The sequence below is a fragment of the Pseudoalteromonas sp. SWN29 genome (genome assembly GCF_015864465.1).
Lineage (GTDB): Bacteria > Pseudomonadota > Gammaproteobacteria > Enterobacterales > Alteromonadaceae > Pseudoalteromonas.
On sequence record NZ_JADYXE010000007.1, the window covers coordinates 96,406 to 112,716 of the forward strand.

The following is a 16,311-nucleotide window of genomic DNA, read 5'->3' on the forward strand; positions in this document are numbered from 1 at the left end:
CCAACTCTAATGTTAGATAAAGTAGTCATTGCAAACCGAGGTGAAATTGCACTTCGTATATTGCGCGCCTGCAAAGAGCTTGGGATCAAAACGGTTGCTGTGCATTCAACGGCAGATCGCGATCTTAAGCATGTATTGCTTGCAGATGAAACCATCTGTATTGGTAGACCATCAGCAACTGAAAGTTATTTAGATATTCCGCGCATTATTGCTGCGGCTGAAATAACTGACGCTGTAGCGATTCACCCTGGTTACGGTTTCCTTGCAGAAAATGCTGATTTTGCCGACCAAGTTGAGCAAAGTGGTTTTGTATTTATTGGTCCTCGTGGCGACACTATTCGTCTTATGGGCGATAAAGTATCTGCTATCGCAGCAATGCGTAAAGCAGGCGTTCCATGTGTACCAGGCTCAGACGGCCCGGTATCAGATGATAAAGAACGCAACATGCAAATCGCTAAGCGTATCGGTTACCCGGTAATCATCAAAGCCGCTGGTGGCGGTGGTGGTCGTGGTATGCGTGTTGTTCGCAGCGAATCTGAACTTATTGATTCAATTGCATTAACACAGCAAGAAGCTAAGCAATTCTTTGGTAATAGCATGGTTTACATGGAAAAATTCCTAGAAAACCCACGCCATATCGAAGTTCAAGTATTAGCTGACGGCCAAGGTAATGCAGTACATTTAGGTGAACGTGATTGCTCAATGCAACGTCGTCACCAAAAAGTAGTTGAAGAAGCGCCAGCACCAGGAATTACTGCTGAAACGCGTAAATTTATTGGCGAGCGCTGTACACGTGCGTGTATCGAAATTGGATACCGTGGTGCAGGTACGTTTGAGTTTTTATACGAAAACGGCGAGTTTTACTTCATCGAAATGAATACACGTATTCAGGTTGAACACCCTGTAACTGAAATGGTTACTGGTATCGATTTAGTAAAAGAGCAGTTAAAAATTGCAGCGGGTCAGCCTTTATCATTCACTCAAGACGACGTTGTTATTCGTGGTCATGCTATTGAGTGTCGTATTAATGCTGAGGATCCTGAAACGTTTATTCCTTCACCGGGTAAAATTACACGTTTCCATCCTGCTGGTGGTTTAGGTATTCGTTGGGACAGCCATATTTACGCTGACTACACGGTTCCACCACATTACGATTCAATGATTGGTAAGTTAATTACTTACGGTGAAAACCGTGACGTAGCTATTGCCCGCGCGCGCAATGCACTTAACGAGCTAGTAATTGACGGAATTAAAACTAATACTCCTTTGCATAAAAGAATTCTTGCAGATGAAAACTTCAAAAATGGTGGCACTAACATCCACTATCTTGAGAAGAAATTAGGACTATAATTCGAGCCTAAAAAGGAGCTTAATCAGATCGATCTGGTTTGAGTAATTAAAAATCCGATATCAGGTGACTGATATCGGATTTTTTAATGCCTGTAATCCTGTAATTTAAGTCTTATAGGCAATAAAAAAGTCCATAAAATATACTGCAAAGAGTAAATTCGATGGACTCAATATTCATACAATATGTTGAACTAACATTAAACTAATTTAGATTCAATTAACTGTAGTGCTTCTTCTAAAATTGTTTCTACTGCTTTTTTTGCGCGTTCAGGGTCGCGTGATTTTATAGTTTCTAAAATATCAGCATGTTTAGCCACGTCTGCGCCCGGTACACCTTTAATGTGGTTTGTGTAACGAATACTTACTCTAAGGGCAGTACTAATAAACTCAGTTAACTGTACAAAAAAGCGATTGTTACTGGCCACTAATATGCTGGTATGAAAAGCAATGTCAGCTTCTAGTGGGTCGTCTAAGCCTTCGTCAGCTTCAGCCATACGAGCTAAGGCGTTATCAATTTCAGCGAGCTGTTCAGCAGTGGCATTTACTGCTGCAAGCGCGGCTGCTTGTGGCTCAAGCGCAACACGCACTTGAGTAAACTCTTTTAATAATGATAAAGATGGCTTACTGCTTAAAATCCAACGCAGTACGTCGGTGTCAAACATATTCCAGCTACTTTCTGGTAGTACGCGAATACCTTGCTTAGGACGAGATGAAATAAGTCCTTTAGCAGAGAGCATTTTTACGGCTTCGCGAGTAGCACTGCGACTCACATCGTATTTTATACATAAATCGGCTTCAGAAGGCAGGCCTTCGCTTACAGGGTAAACACCACGCACAATAGCAAAACCCAAATCGTGGGTTAATTGTTGTGTTAAATTTTGACGAGGTTGGCTTTTCATTGCGCAGGATTCCGAGTTGATATATTGCTTTATTATATATCATATATCATATTAATGTACTTGAGGATATGATATAAAGTTTTAATTGGCTAATTATTTTAGCACAGCGTTTTAGTTCTTTATAACGTCTATTGGCGTTTTTAATAAGCAAAACACTATTGTAAGTTGTTGTTTGGAGAGTTTAATTTGGACACCCTAGCTCAATATCATAGTATTTCTGGCAAAGTTGTGTTTATTACCGGTGGTGCATCAGGCATTGGCAGAGCAATGGTTAAATCCTTTGTAAACCAAAATGCAAAAGTAGCGTTTATTGATATTGATGATAAGGCTGCGCAATCGCTCATTAGTGATTTACCCGATGCAAAACTATGGTACAGACAAGTAGATGTTACTGACTCGCATGCACTTCAGCAATCACTTGTAGATGCATGCGCCGCTTTTGGTGCAATAAATGTATTAGTTAATAATGTAGCGAACGACCGCCGCCAAGCAAGCGAAGACGTTACAGTGCAAGACTGGGATCAGTGCTTACAAATAAACTTAAACCCTGCTTTTTTTGCTTCTCAAGTTGCTATGTCTTTTATGAAAGGTGATGAGGCGGGTAGTATCATTAACTTTAGCTCTATTAACGCGATTATGGGCCAGCCACAAATGGCCGGTTATGTAACAGCAAAAGCAGGGTTAATTGGTATGACTAAGGCACTTGCACGCGATTATGGCGAGTTTGGTATTCGCGTTAACGCTATTTTACCAGGGTGGGTTGCCACCGACCGTCAACTAGCAAGTTGGTTTACCGAAGAAGAGCAAGTTAAGTGGATGGAAGCCATGGCGCTTAAAAAGTTAGTAACACCTGAAGATGTTGCTAATTTGGCACTCTTTTTAGCCGCCGACGAAAGCAGTATGATTACCGGGCAAAGTATTAAAATTGACGGTGGGAGGCTGTAAAGTTTGGCTAATTCATCTCTTTTTATTGCTGTTGACTGGGGCACAAGTCATTTACGCGCTTATTTGTGCGAAGTGAAAGCACAGTCAAAACTTACATTATTAGCACAGCGTGATGGCCTGGGTGTGGTTAAGGCGAATCAAAATTTTGAACAAACCTTAATAGACACGGTTGCGGTGTGGAAGCAACAATATGGCAGTTTACCTATATATATTGCAGGGCAAATTACCTCAAGTATTGGCTGGCACAAAACCCCTTATTTAGAATGCCCAATTAATCCCGAAAAACTCCTTAATGCGGCTATTAGCTTTGATTGCGATGGGCATATTATTAAGGCATTCCCAGGTACAAAATGTACGCTGCAAAATGGCTTATTTGATGTAATGCGTGGTGAAGAGCTGCAAATACTCGGCTTTTTAAAACAAAATCCACAGTATCAACAAGGTAAAATATTACTCTGTTTGCCGGGTACACATACCAAATGGGTGCTTATAAACAACGGCGAAATCATCTGCTTTAAAACAGCCATGACCGGTGAGTTGTATGATTTGTTGTGTCATCAAAGTGTTTTAATTGCGAATGACTGCGCAGAAGGTGAGTTTGACTTTAAGGCATTTGAACAAGGTTGTGAGCTTACTTTAGGCAGCGATAGCGGTAACTTAGCACATGGTATTTTTAGCGTGCGTACCCGTCAACTTTCAAAAGAGTTATCGCCAGTACAAGCCAAAGCTTATTTGTCGGGCGTGTTAATTGGCAGCGATGTACGAGCTGCACGACATGCAAGCGAGTGGCAATTATTGAGTGATACACAAGTTGTGGTAATTGGTACAAAGCAGCTAAATAAATGCTTTACTACAGCGCTTAAACAAATTGGTGTGAAGTGTGTTGAGTTTGATATAAAAGCAGCCACACTAAGCGGCTTTAATTATTTATTTAATTTAGAGTCAAAAAAATAAACCCCTCTATAACGGTTAAATTATAAAGGGGTTACGGGAAATCATTATAGCTGCAGTTAAAAGCAGCTATATAATTTAGCTAAGCGCTTTTAGCAGCTTGTTTGTTATCAATGTAGTGATTAAGTGTCGCAACTTGTGCTTCATTAAAGCGAAGTCCTAATTTACTCCGACGCCATAAAATATTGTATGCGTTTTCTGCCCACTCTTCATTTAATAAGTAATCAACTTCTGCTGCAAATAAACCATGACCAAAATCTTGGCCTAAATCACTCAGGCCGGTTGCACTACCTAGTATGTTTTTAGCACGAGTACCGTAAGTACGTACAAAGCGTTTAAGCGTTATTTCAGGTAGCCATTCATATTTTGCTTTTAGCTCTGATTTAAGTGCTTCTACCGAGCTAAAATCGCCACCTGGGAGTGAGCTATGTTTAGTCCACGCTTCGCTCATTTGCGGATAAAATTCTTCAAGCTTATTAACTGCGGCTTCAGCTAGTTTACGATAAGTGGTAATTTTTCCACCAAATACACTCAGTAGTGGTGTTTGCTTGGCATCACTCGAAAGTTCTAATTTATAATCGCGAGTAACAGCTTGTGCATTAACTGATTCGTCATCAAGTAATGGGCGTACACCTGAGAAGGTATGTACTATGTCTTCGCGTTTAATATGATTTTTAAAGTAGCTGTTAGTAATATCAATTAAGTAATCGATTTCTTCATCACTAATTTTAACGTCTTGCGCTTCGCCTTTGTGTTCTACATCGGTTGTGCCAACAAGCGAAAAGTCATCTTCAAACGGAATAACAAACACAATACGCTGATCTTTATTTTGTAAAATGTAAGCTTGTTTCTCATCGTGAATACGCGGCACTACAATGTGGCTACCTTTTACAAGGCGAATATTTTGTGGTGATTTTTCTGCTAGCGCTTCATCAAATAATTTAGCAACCCAAGGGCCCGCAGCGTTTACAATACCTTTAGCTGAAATGCTGTATTTAGCTTTGCTCTTTTGTTGCTCAAGCGTTACCTGCCACTTACCTTGCTCACGTTTAGCATTTACACACTTAGTTTGCGTGCTAATAACGGCGCCTTTTTGTTGCGCTGCAAGGGCGTTTAAAACCACTAAACGAGAGTCATCAACCCAACCATCTGAGTATTCAAAACCTTTAGTAATTGAAGGCTCTAAAACGCTGTTTTCACCAAATTTAATACCACGAGAACCCGCAAGTGTTTCGCGTTTTGCTAGGTTGTCATACATAAACAAACCAATGCGAATCATCCATGCAGGGCGTAAATGCTTTTGATGCGGTAATCTAAAAGTAAGCGGCCACATAATATGTGGTGCATTTTTAAGTAGTACTTCACGCTCGGCTAAGGCTTCTTTTACTAATCTAAATTCGTAATGCTCAAGGTAGCGTAGACCACCGTGGATCAGCTTAGAACTGTTTGAAGATGTTGCACAGGCAAGATCAGATTGTTCGCACAAAAGTACTTTTAATCCTCTGCCTGCAGCATCAGCTGCTATTCCAGTGCCGTTTACACCGCCACCGATGACTAGTAAGTCATATTCGTTATCTGCTAATTCCACCGAGCTAACCTTTTTATTTGTAATATAAATAAGACATAAACATCATAAAGCTGCTGTTTTCATTTGACAATAGAAAACCTAGTTTTTTATTTTTACGCTGATTCATTTGTAATTTGAGGTAGTAAATCACGCCTTTTAAATCAAGCTATTAGCTAAGTTAAAAAGGCGAAGAGGCTAAAGTGTTGCCTTTAGCCACTTAGTATTTACTACGGACAGTTTTTATTTGTTAAGCATACTTGAGCTACGCAGTGCTGCCATTTTGCATATAGGTCGTTACGTTCGTCGGCGCTCATAGTTGGCTCAAAACGACGGTCGCATGTCCACATTTTAGCTAGCTGCTCAGTAGACTCATACACACCTGTTTGTAAGCCTGCTAAATATGCTACGCCTAAAGAGGTGGTTTCGGTCACTGTTGGGCGTTCAACTGTTGCGCCTAAAATGTTTGATAAAAAGGTCATAACCCAATTATTTTTTACCATGCCGCCATCTACACGAAGCACACTTGGGCGAAGACCATCACGCTCCATCGCTTTTTGTAAATCTTTGGTTTGATAACCCACCGATTGCAAAGCAGCGGCAACAATAGTGCTAATACCAGAGTCGCGTGTTAAGCCTAAAATTGCACCACGTGCATTAGGGTCCCAATAAGGAGCGCCTAAACCCGTAAACGAAGGCACTAAAAATACACCATGGTCTAGCGGTACATCTTTAACCATCGACTCACTTTCGCCAGCATGGCTAAGTAGCTTTAAACCTTCAACAATCCACTGCATAGTTGCGCCTGCCATAAATATGCTGCCTTCAATAGCATAGGTTGGCTTGCCGTTTAATCTATAGGCAACAGTAGTCAGTAAGCGGTTTTCTGAGGTCAGAGCTTTTTCGCCGGTGTTGAGCATTAAAAAACAGCCCGTACCGTAAGTACTTTTAGCCATGCCTTGTTCAAAACATGCGTGGCCAACAAGCGCAGCTTGCTGATCGCCTGCAATACCACAAACACGAATTGGCGCGCCAAAAATATCGGCGCTTGTTGAACCAAACTCATCGGCTGAATCCATAACTTCTGGCAGCATAGATTCTGGAATATCGAATAACTCTAGAAGCTCTTGATCCCACTGCTGAGTATGAATATTAAATAACATAGTGCGTGACGCGTTGGTTGCATCAGTGCGATGTTCTTTACCGTCAGTTAGCTGCCAAAGCAGGTAAGTGTCAACCGTACCAAAAGCCAGTTCGCCAGCCAGTGCTTGCTCGCGTGCGCCTTCAACATTATCTAAAATCCAACGAATTTTAGTCGCCGAAAAATAAGGGTCGAGTAATAAGCCTGTTTTGTCGCTAATCGTTTGGCAAAGCTCATCAGTCGTTAGGCTTTCGCAATAATCACTGGTGCGGCGGTCTTGCCATACAATGGCGTTATAAATTGGTTTACCTGTTTTTTTGTTCCACACTAGGGTGGTTTCGCGTTGGTTGGTGATACCAATGGCAATAATTTCTTCAGGTTTTACATCGTTTTTAGTTAAGACTTCGCGGCTAGTACTAAGCACTGTTTGCCAAATATCGTTAGGATCGTGTTCTACCCAACCATTTTGCGGAAAATGCTGCGAAAATTCTTGTTGTGCTGTACCAAAAACGTCTGCATCTTTTGTAAACAAGATGGCCCGAGAGCTTGTGGTTCCTTGATCAATTGAGAGTATGTATTTGGACATGATATTTATGTTATTTATCTTATCTTATATATGACTAGATTGCCTTTAACCGAAGTCAATGGCAATGGTTTTTTCTTAAAATAGCCGATTAAAAAACAAACGCGCGAATATTTACTGGTAACTCTTTTATATAAAAGGCGTTTTGTTTTGGCATTATTTTAAGGGCGTACGCGGCTATTGATTAAAACAGCCGCTTAAAGCTTATTATTACTTGGTGTGTGGTTTGGCTTGTTGCCAATCCATACCCGTTGAAAAGCGATTATCAAACCCGCGCCACTGTGGCAGCGGCTTACCATCAACAACAGCTTGGTCGCCGTTTTGTGGTAAATCTAAGTATTTACACTCGCTGGCGATACCTTTTACGTGGCAATCCATCATGGCAAGTACAAAGTGTTTGTTGATTTCGTTTAGTGTGCGCATAGACCACGATGGCTCGTAGTAATGCCCTATATCTAATTCACTGCTGCTTTGTGCAATAGCCGGAGCTGGGTGAGGTGCAATATTATGGCGTGCATTTTTGTAAGTCAGCATGTACTTATCTTCGCTGCCTGTTTGGTTATAAAGGCTTTTAATACCTTCATAGCCTGATATGTCATCTAAACTACCGGCTATATAAAGCGACGGTACTTTAATATTTTTCATCGCTTTTGCGTCAAATATATTATGTTGTCCGCCCCACGGTGCAAAGGCCACCATCGCTTTTATACGCGGGTCTACTCTTGGATTTTGGTATTGCCCACCAGCGCAGCTGTTTAGTAATTGTTGTACTTTTTTAATTTGAGCTGGGTCTTTCATACCTGTAAACATTGCTGTTGTTTGCTCATTAAAAGCGTAACAACCACCAATGGTATTTACCGCGCCATAGCCACCCATTGAGTAACCAATTACGCCAGCGCTTTTGTTATCTACTTGCTTGCTTGCAAAGTTTTTTTGCTCGTTAAAGTAATTAATAACAAACTGCTGATCGCGTGAGCGATTTATAAGCGTGCTAAAAAAGCCCGAAAACGGTGCGTTTTTAAAATCAACATCAGCATTGGTTGAGTCGGTATGATCAATCGCTACCACAATGTAACCATGCGACGCTAAATGCTCGCCTAGGTAGTACATAATCGTACGATAGCCTGTATAACCGTGCGAAAGCACAATAACAGGGTAATGCTCTTTATTATTAATGGCTACATCGCGCATAGCATCAGCTTGCAGAGTAAATTCTTTACCTGAGCGAGTTTCATCGGTGTAGCTGGTAAGTGGCACTTTTGCTGTATTTGCAGCCGGATACCATACTTCTACTTTTAAAGGGCGATCTTTTTGACCTTGTATAGCGGGATCAAATTGCGCGGGGTTAACTAAATCAAGTGTTTGCACACCCACATTGTAATTACCTTTTGCCGCAAGTTCTGGAAGTACTTCGCTAGTGATTGGCGGATATAGCTGCTCTGGTTTATTAGATTCAGCAAAGGCTGCACTGGCAGATAAACTGCACGTAGCAAGTAACATGGCTTTTGAAAGCGCTTTGAGTGTGTGTGTCATTGTGTGTCCTTGTTGTGTATTTTTATTTTTTAATTAGTCAGTTCAGCCGACTCAATAGCATTGCTATATTGCAGCTGCCATTGTGCTCGCAAGGTACCCATTATGTTCATAGCCCGTAAGCTAGTACCCAGTGGTAATACGCTGCTTTGGGTTTGTTTTTGTAATATACACTGCGTGACATGTGCAATTTCAAACTTAAAGTTTTCATCGTCACTAAAGTCGTATTCAAAGTGTTGCGGATCTTGGCCATTTATATGCAGTTCTATAGATTGCGCGCCTACAAATTCAGGAATACGCATATAGCCAAGCTCACCATTAATACATGCTTCTGTTGGGCCGTTTTGCTGAAGTGCGCTGGTAAGTGATGCAAATTGCCCGTTACCGTAATCAACTATAGCAGTGCTTCGCTCATCAACACCGGTTGTGCTTTTGTGTACAAAGGATTTGATGTGTTCTGGGGCTTTATTAAATACCATATCGGCAATCGAAATAGGATAAATACCTAAATCGAGCAGGGCGCCACCTGCTGTTGCAGGGTTCATTAAGCGGTGAGTGTCGGCAAAGCTGCCAGGTAAACTAAAGTTGGCATTAACACTGTGCACATTACCAATAACACCTTCACTTAGGAGCTGTTGTAATTTTACTATGGCCGGTAAAAAACGCATCCAAACGCCTTCCATTAAAAAGCAGTTTTGTTGCTTGGCAAGCTCAGTGAGGTTTTGCAACTGCTGAGCATTAACGGTAATTGGTTTTTCGCTTAGCACGTGCTTATTGTGTGTTAAGCATTGCGCTATGGCTTTAAAATGTTGCTCGTGGGTATTAGCTATATAAATGGCATCAATATTTGGGCATTGCATAAGAGCTTGATAGCTCTCATAACCTTTAATTGAATAGTGCGTGGCAAACTCTTTAGCGCGCTGCGTACTCGTTGATGCTGCGCCAATAAGTTGAGCATCAGCGCAATGCGCAATGCTTTTAGCAAAGGTGTGAGCAATATTGCCACACCCAATAATTCCCCAATTAACCTTTGCCATGCTTATTCCTTAACTTTATTTAAAAAGACGTAATTTGTAACCCTGAACCCGCTGAACATACGTAAATATCGGCATTTAAGTTAAAGCGTTCAAAGTAATGCTGCTCAACCGCTGCTTTAATTAGTGGCACTTCTGCATCACGACATAAACATACAATAGCACCACCAAAGCCGCCACCCGTCATACGAACTGCACCGCGATCGCCCATCGCTTCTTTACAAATTTCTACTAGGCCATCGGTTGCAGGTACGGTTACTTCAAAGTCGTGTTTAAGTGATTGGTGCGATGCAGCCATTAGCGTGCGAAGTGTATCCATATCATTATTTTGTAGTGCAGTAGTTGCTGCAATTACACGGTCGTTTTCGCTAATTACGTGGTGTGCACGTTTATATTCGTTTTCGCTTAATGTTGCTTTTACTGCTTGCAGGCCATTCATGGTTGCTTGGCGAAGTGTTTTTACACCCATTTTTACAGCTGCTTGTTCGCAATCAATACGGCGCTGGTTGTATTCGCTATCTACCAATTTACGTGGGTAGTTAGAGTTAACAATAACAATATTTAAATCATCCGGTACTTTTACTGATTTAGTTGCGAGGTTTTCACAGTCGATTAATAGCGCATGACCGTTTTCGCCTTTAGCTGAAATAAGCTGATCCATAATGCCGCATTGGCAATGCATAAAGTCGTTTTCGGCTTCTTGGCCTAGCAGTGCAATTTTTTCTTCGCTTAAACCAAGCTGTGCAATATGGTTAAACATACCGCCAACAGCAACTTCTAGTGCTGCCGATGACGACAAGCCACTGCCTTGCGGTAAGTTACTGTCGATAAGTAAATCGGCGCCGCGTAAAGTATGGCCCGCACGCTTTAATACAAATGACACGGCACGAATATAGTTACCCCATTGCGATTGGCCTTCAGTGATTGCTTCATCAACACTAAAGCTGTCTTTTTCGCCTGGGTAATTTAAAGAATGCACAGTGATAATGTTATCGTCGCGCTCCTTAAACATTATTTGGGTCCGAAACTCTAACGAACACGGTAAAACAAAACCGTCGTTGTAATCGGTAAATTCGCCAATTAGATTTACACGCCCTGGAGCGGCTGCAATACCTTGAGCAGGCACGTCATACAGTGACAAAAATTGTTGTTGGAATTCGTTAAGCTTCATTTGTGTGTCCTGCTGTATCTTTATAGTGTTTGGTACTGGCTGCTTGTAAAATAGAAGCGGCGGTTTCTGCGCTTAAATCGCGCTGGCTTTCGCCTAGCATTTCGTAGCCAACCATGTGTTTTTTCACGGTAGCTGAGCGAAGTAGCGGCGGATAAAAATGGGCATGCAAGCGCCAATGTTGCTCATCTGAGCCTCGATTAGCCGGTGCATTGTGCCATCCCATAGAATACGGGAAGCTACAATTAAATACGTTGTCGTATTTAGTGGTTAATACTTTAAGTGCTTGTGCTAAAGAGTCTGTTTGCGCATCGTTTAGCTGGCTAAAGTTTTGAATGTTATCTTTAGTTACGATCATTGTTTCAAACGGCCACGCTGCCCAAAATGGCACCACAACAAGCCAATGTTCGTTTTCAAATACTACGCGGGTTTTATCTGTTTGCTCTTTTTGCACGTAATCGGCAAGCATTGCGCTGCCATGTTTTTTATAATAGGCGAGCTGCTGCGTATCTTCGGCTTCAATTTCGGTTGATAAGTGCGAGTGAGCCCATACTTGGCCGTGAGGATGAGGTTGCGAGCACCCCATGATCTCGCCTTTATTTTCAAACACCTGCACACATTCGTACTGCTGTGCAAGCTCTGTGTAATTTTGTTTCCAGGTTTTTACTACTTCGTGCAATGCGTTTTGGCTAAGCTCTGGTAGTGTTTTATTATGCTCTGGAGAAAAACAAATTACGCGGCATTCTCCGCTGGCTTCGTCGGCAATAAATAAATCGCTGTCTGATTCTAAGCTTTGTAATTGCTCGCTGGCATTAGGTGTTAATGCGCCAAAGTCATTTCTAAATACGTGTGTGTATTTGTAATCAGGGTTACTGTCGCCATTTGCACGGGTATTGCTTGGGCAAAGTGGGCAGCTTTCATCATGTTTTGGTAATACGTTTTCATTAACGGCTTCTGTTGCGCCTAACCATGGGCGGTTATTACGATGCGGTGATACTAATACCCAACGCCCCGTTAGCGGGTTTTTACGTCTGTGAGTACTTTCTAATAAAGCCATGTTAACTCTCCAACCCACTTGGGTAATTAGTTTGCCAGCGCCATGTATCGTTGGTCATGTCGCTAAGTGTTAGTTCTGCGTGCCAGTTAAGTGTGTTTTGCGCTTTTGTGGCATCGGCGTAGTTACAGGCAATATCGCCTGCACGGCGCGGTGCACTCTTATACGGAATATTTTTACCAGCTGATGCGCTAAATGCCTTAATCATATCAAGCACTGAATAACCTTGGCCTGTGCCTAGGTTGTAAGCATGAAAGGCGGTATCTGTTTTATGCTGCATAAATGCCGCCACATGGCCTTTAGCTAAATCTAAAACGTGAATATAGTCACGTACGCCCGTGCCATCTTCAGTGTCGTAGTCGTCACCAAAAATATTAACCACGTCGCGTTTACCTACCGCCGTTTGAGCAATAAATGGCATTAAGTTATTAGGAATACCATTAGGGCTTTCACCTAATAAACCACTTGGGTGCGCACCTACGGGGTTAAAGTAACGCAGTGCTATGCCCATAAATTGACTATTGGCATTACATACGTCTTGCATGGCTTGTTCAACCATGACTTTAGTCCAACCATAAGGATTAGTTGCGCGTACAGGGTGCTTTTCGTCAATAGGGAGGTAGTCTGGCTCGCCGTACACAGTAGCTGATGAGCTAAATATAATGTGGTTAACATCGGCTTCTTGCATGCTTTGTAACATACTTAATGTACCCGACACATTATTTTGATAATAACGCAGTGGTTGCTCAGTTGATTCGCCAACGGCTTTTAAAGCAGCAAAGTGAAATACAGCCTTAGCTTGAGTATGTTTTAGAGCAAGCTTAAATTGTTGTTCGTCTTGAATATCACCCAAGATAAACTCAAATCGAGTACCAGTAATCTTTTCGAGTTGGTCAAGTACGCGAGGGCTAGCATTAGACAAATTATCGTAAATAACAGGTGTAATGCCCGCTTCATGCAATGCAATACATGTGTGGCTACCTATGTAACCCATGCCGCCAGTAACTAAAACTTTCATGTGTTTTCTCGAAAAGTGTATTTATATGATAAATACTACTATTAAGGTGGTTTAAAAACAATAGTTATGATTGTTGGGTAATTCAAATAAAAGCATAAAAAACATTCAGCTTAAATACTCATCTGCCTTTTAAAGTAATATTTTTACATTAACTAACATAGGCTTAGCTTTATCAATTAATTCTATAAACTGATTCAACTATTGGCCTAATTATCAGCAGTAAGTTGGGGTGCTAACATAGCGAAAATAAAGTAAGGGGAGATCAACATGAACAAAACAATATTACTTACCGGTGCTACCGATGGCATTGGGCTTGAAACCGCTAAAATGTTATTAGCACAAGGTCACACTGTATTATTGCATGGCCGCAGCCAAGCAAAACTCAGCGCGCTACAAATAGCTTTAACCGAGCAATACCCAAGTGGAAGTACACATACCTATATTGCTGACTTAAGCGATATGAGCCAAGTACAGGTATTGGCACAAACAGTAATAGCCGACTTGGCCGAAAATAATAAGCAGCTCGACGTACTGATTAATAATGCAGGCGTTTATCAATTAGCTGATATTACAACGGTTGATGGTCTTGATGCTCGCTTTGTTGTAAACACGATTGCACCTTATCTTCTTACAAAACTATTATTACCTGTTCTTGGCCGTGATTCTCGAGTGGTTAGTGTGTCATCAGCTGCGCAATCAAGCGTTAACCTAGATGCGCTAGTAGGTAACATTGAACTTTCAGATAGTGCGGCTTATGCACAAAGTAAATTGGCTATTACTATGTGGTCGCGTCATTTAGGACTGGAGCTTAAAGATAGTGGGCCATTAGTTGTATCGGTAAACCCTAAATCATTACTGGGTAGTAAAATGGTAAAAGACGCTTACGGCATAGATGGCGGCGATTTAAAAATTGGCGCAGATATTTTTTGTCGCGCAGCGCTTAATGATGAATTTAAAGATGCCGCAGGCCTGTATTTTGATAACGATACAGGACGCTTTGCACCTCCTCATGTTGATGCACTTAATAATGTTAAAAACCAACAGCTAGTAGACACGTTAAACAGTATTTTAACGCAACTTAAACTAGGTAAAGCATAATGAAAAATCACGTTACGTGGACTGTACAAGGCCAAATTAAAGAAGGTAAATATGACGAGTTTTTACTGGTAATGGCACAACTAATTGCTTCGGCTAAAAGTGAAGCTGGGACTTTAATATATGAGTGGACAGTAAGTGAAGATAAACGCAGTGTGCACATTTACGAGCGCTACCAAAATGAAGACGCAGCTAAAACACATCTTGCTGGTTGGGCCAAAAGTGGGCCATTATTTTTAAGCGTAGTTGATATGGATAAAGTAACGGTATTTAGTCAATTATCAGAAGAGTTTGCGCAAGCTTTTGCAGGCCCAAGCACAGTATTTATGAAACCAGTGGGTGGCTTTGTAAAGTTTTAGAGAAAATACCCATTGTTGATCTAAAGAGCTCACCTCATCAGTGAGCTCTTTTTTTTGCTTATTGTGTAGCTTGTTGTAAGTGCTCATACAGCCAATCTTTTAACTCTGATCGGTCGTGTTTTAATAGATGCATTTGCTCGTCGCTAATTGGCGCATCTTTAAGTTCTAACATTCTAATTTCTTTGTCTAGCTTATCGTACTTATCTGCTTTTTTTGCAAACTCAGTATCGCTTTCATTTAGCTTGGCAATGGTATTTAAATACTCTGGAAAGTCATTTGTGAGTGAGTGGTCTTCGCCTAACATATTTGCTCCTTAGTAGGATATAAATGAGTTGTTTAAGTGAATTACTGCCTTCATATAATACACTGGGGTTTAAACAATCATAAATCAACCATTGGCAACTTAATTTGATATAGCGCAAACAACCGCTTTTACTTTTTAGCAGTTGCTGCTTTTTCCCAATAAGGGACTTCACCAAAGTAAGCAATAAAATGATCGATAAACGCACGCACCTTAGGAGCTAATAATCTATTGCTTGGATATACAGCCCAAATATCGGCATTAGCTACCAGCGGGAAGTCTTTTAACACTTCTATTAGGCTGCCATCCTCTAAACATTTATAGCTACACCAATTAGAACTAATAGTAATACCTAACCCTTGTACACATGCATCACGAACCGCTTCGCCGTTATCAAAACGAAGTGCGCCTTTGGTTTTAATATTAAGAGTGTCTTTACCTGATTTAAAAGCCCAACTTTCTACACTGGCTAAGTTAATCGTTTGATGATTAACTAAGTCTTGTGGCGTTTTAGGCAAGCCGTTTTTAGCTATGTATTCAGGTGATGCGCATACAATACGGTTATCTGATGCCAGTTTACGAGCAATTAGATTTGAATCTTTAAGTGCCGCATCGCGAATTGCAATATCAAAACCGCCTTCTACTAAATCAACAATGGTATCGCTAAAGCGACAATCGATAGTCAATCCTGGGTATTCTTGCATAAAGCTTTTTAATGCAGGAACTATATGCATGCGTCCAAATGAAGCAGGAGCCGTGATACGTAATGTACCTTGTGGTACTAAACTTCCTGCACCTACAGACGCACGGGCAGTTTCAAGCGTTGCTAACACTTCTTGTGCATGAGGTAAAAATGCCTCACCTTCTTCGGTCAGCGACACCTTACGTGTAGTACGATGAATAAGGCGTACTCCTAAGTTTTCCTCAAGCTTACTAATATATGCACTAGCGACTGCTGGTGATAAATCAAGCTCTCTTCCTGCAAGGCTTATATTATATGTATTAGCAATGCGTACAAACAAAGCCAGGTGGTCGTTATTCATACTTTATTCCCAGTATTATGTTGAAACTGACTGTGTATTTAGCCTTATTATCATTTATTAAAGGCAAAGCTACAATAAAACCTCATTATAGATTATTTATAAACGGCTAGTAGGGGTAACGCTCATAAAAGCAATGAGTGTTCATGGTTTTGGTGGTGCTGAAGAATTTGTAGCCGCTTAACAAGGCTTTACGTTTGTCGATGCAGCTAAAGTACATATCAATTTAACAAGTGGCCAAGTAATAAAGAATATTGGATAAGCGTATAATAATTAAAT

Annotated in this window: 15 protein-coding genes; 5 read left to right on the top strand and 10 right to left on the bottom strand. The window is 41.1% G+C overall.

Going from position 1 to position 16,311, the window contains the following annotated elements:
* Nucleotides 1–9 precede the first annotated feature (9 nt).
* On the top strand, nucleotides 10–1,350 hold the full coding sequence (gene accC, locus I6F53_RS04305) for an acetyl-CoA carboxylase biotin carboxylase subunit (protein WP_165728302.1): 1,341 nt from the start codon (nucleotides 10–12) through the stop codon (nucleotides 1,348–1,350).
* A gap of 197 nt (nucleotides 1,351–1,547) precedes the next feature.
* On the opposite strand, the gene I6F53_RS04310 is transcribed toward accC, so the two are convergent.
* Nucleotides 1,548–2,249 carry a FadR/GntR family transcriptional regulator gene (locus tag I6F53_RS04310; protein WP_165728301.1) on the bottom strand — a complete coding sequence of 234 codons (702 nt, stop codon included), beginning with the start codon at nucleotides 2,247–2,249 and terminating at the stop codon, nucleotides 1,548–1,550.
* 186 nt (nucleotides 2,250–2,435) lie between these two features.
* Here I6F53_RS04310 and I6F53_RS04315 point away from each other — a divergent pair, with 186 nt between their 5' ends.
* Both I6F53_RS04315 and I6F53_RS04320 read left to right on the top strand, forming a co-directional pair.
* Complete coding sequence (locus I6F53_RS04315) at nucleotides 2,436–3,194, top strand: SDR family NAD(P)-dependent oxidoreductase (protein ID WP_166378329.1); 759 nt, start codon at nucleotides 2,436–2,438, stop codon at nucleotides 3,192–3,194.
* Nucleotides 3,195–3,197: 3 nt separating this feature from the next.
* Entirely contained in the window at nucleotides 3,198–4,148 is a 951-nt protein-coding gene (locus I6F53_RS04320) for a 2-dehydro-3-deoxygalactonokinase (protein WP_197238611.1), read from the top strand.
* 79 nt (nucleotides 4,149–4,227) lie between these two features.
* On the opposite strand, the gene glpD is transcribed toward I6F53_RS04320, so the two are convergent.
* The 7 genes from glpD to galE form a co-directional block, all read right to left on the bottom strand.
* Nucleotides 4,228–5,733: a glycerol-3-phosphate dehydrogenase gene (gene glpD, locus I6F53_RS04325; protein WP_166378333.1), complete on the bottom strand. Its 1,506-nt coding sequence runs from the start codon at nucleotides 5,731–5,733 to the stop codon at nucleotides 4,228–4,230.
* A gap of 206 nt (nucleotides 5,734–5,939) precedes the next feature.
* Nucleotides 5,940–7,436: a glycerol kinase GlpK gene (gene glpK / locus I6F53_RS04330; RefSeq protein ID WP_197141249.1), complete on the bottom strand. Its 1,497-nt coding sequence runs from the start codon at nucleotides 7,434–7,436 to the stop codon at nucleotides 5,940–5,942.
* 207 nt (nucleotides 7,437–7,643) lie between these two features.
* Complete coding sequence (locus I6F53_RS04335; RefSeq protein WP_197238612.1) at nucleotides 7,644–8,966, bottom strand: alpha/beta hydrolase family protein; 1,323 nt, start codon at nucleotides 8,964–8,966, stop codon at nucleotides 7,644–7,646.
* A gap of 29 nt (nucleotides 8,967–8,995) precedes the next feature.
* Nucleotides 8,996–10,000 (bottom strand): Gfo/Idh/MocA family protein, encoded by a 1,005-nt coding sequence (locus tag I6F53_RS04340; RefSeq protein ID WP_197238613.1) that lies wholly within the window; start codon nucleotides 9,998–10,000, stop codon nucleotides 8,996–8,998.
* Between the two features lie 19 nt (nucleotides 10,001–10,019).
* Complete coding sequence (gene galK, locus I6F53_RS04345) at nucleotides 10,020–11,168, bottom strand: galactokinase (RefSeq protein ID WP_197238615.1); 1,149 nt, start codon at nucleotides 11,166–11,168, stop codon at nucleotides 10,020–10,022.
* On the bottom strand, nucleotides 11,158–12,222 hold the full coding sequence (locus tag I6F53_RS04350; RefSeq protein WP_197238616.1) for a UDP-glucose--hexose-1-phosphate uridylyltransferase: 1,065 nt from the start codon (nucleotides 12,220–12,222) through the stop codon (nucleotides 11,158–11,160). Before I6F53_RS04350 ends, galK begins: the two co-directional genes overlap by 11 nt.
* 1 nt (nucleotide 12,223) lies before the next feature.
* The gene (gene galE / locus I6F53_RS04355; protein ID WP_197238618.1) at nucleotides 12,224–13,237 is read right to left on the bottom strand and encodes a UDP-glucose 4-epimerase GalE; all 1,014 of its coding nucleotides are present in this window, start codon (nucleotides 13,235–13,237) and stop codon (nucleotides 12,224–12,226) included.
* A gap of 267 nt (nucleotides 13,238–13,504) precedes the next feature.
* Between galE and I6F53_RS04360 the strand changes: the two genes are divergently transcribed.
* Nucleotides 13,505–14,335, top strand: coding sequence for an SDR family NAD(P)-dependent oxidoreductase (locus I6F53_RS04360; RefSeq protein WP_197238619.1), 831 nt, complete (start codon nucleotides 13,505–13,507; stop codon nucleotides 14,333–14,335).
* Nucleotides 14,335–14,691 (top strand): putative quinol monooxygenase, encoded by a 357-nt coding sequence (locus I6F53_RS04365; protein WP_197180115.1) that lies wholly within the window; start codon nucleotides 14,335–14,337, stop codon nucleotides 14,689–14,691. The genes I6F53_RS04360 and I6F53_RS04365 overlap by 1 nt, the downstream gene beginning before the upstream one ends.
* A 58-nt stretch (nucleotides 14,692–14,749) precedes the next feature.
* On the opposite strand, the gene I6F53_RS04370 is transcribed toward I6F53_RS04365, so the two are convergent.
* Together I6F53_RS04370 and I6F53_RS04375 are read right to left on the bottom strand one after the other, a co-directional pair.
* Nucleotides 14,750–14,995, bottom strand: a complete 246-nt coding sequence (locus I6F53_RS04370) for a YdcH family protein (RefSeq protein ID WP_166420091.1) — start codon at nucleotides 14,993–14,995, stop codon at nucleotides 14,750–14,752.
* Nucleotides 14,996–15,123: 128 nt separating this feature from the next.
* Nucleotides 15,124–16,035: a LysR family transcriptional regulator gene (locus I6F53_RS04375; RefSeq protein WP_166420090.1), complete on the bottom strand. Its 912-nt coding sequence runs from the start codon at nucleotides 16,033–16,035 to the stop codon at nucleotides 15,124–15,126.
* Between the last annotated feature and the right edge of the window lie 276 nt (nucleotides 16,036–16,311).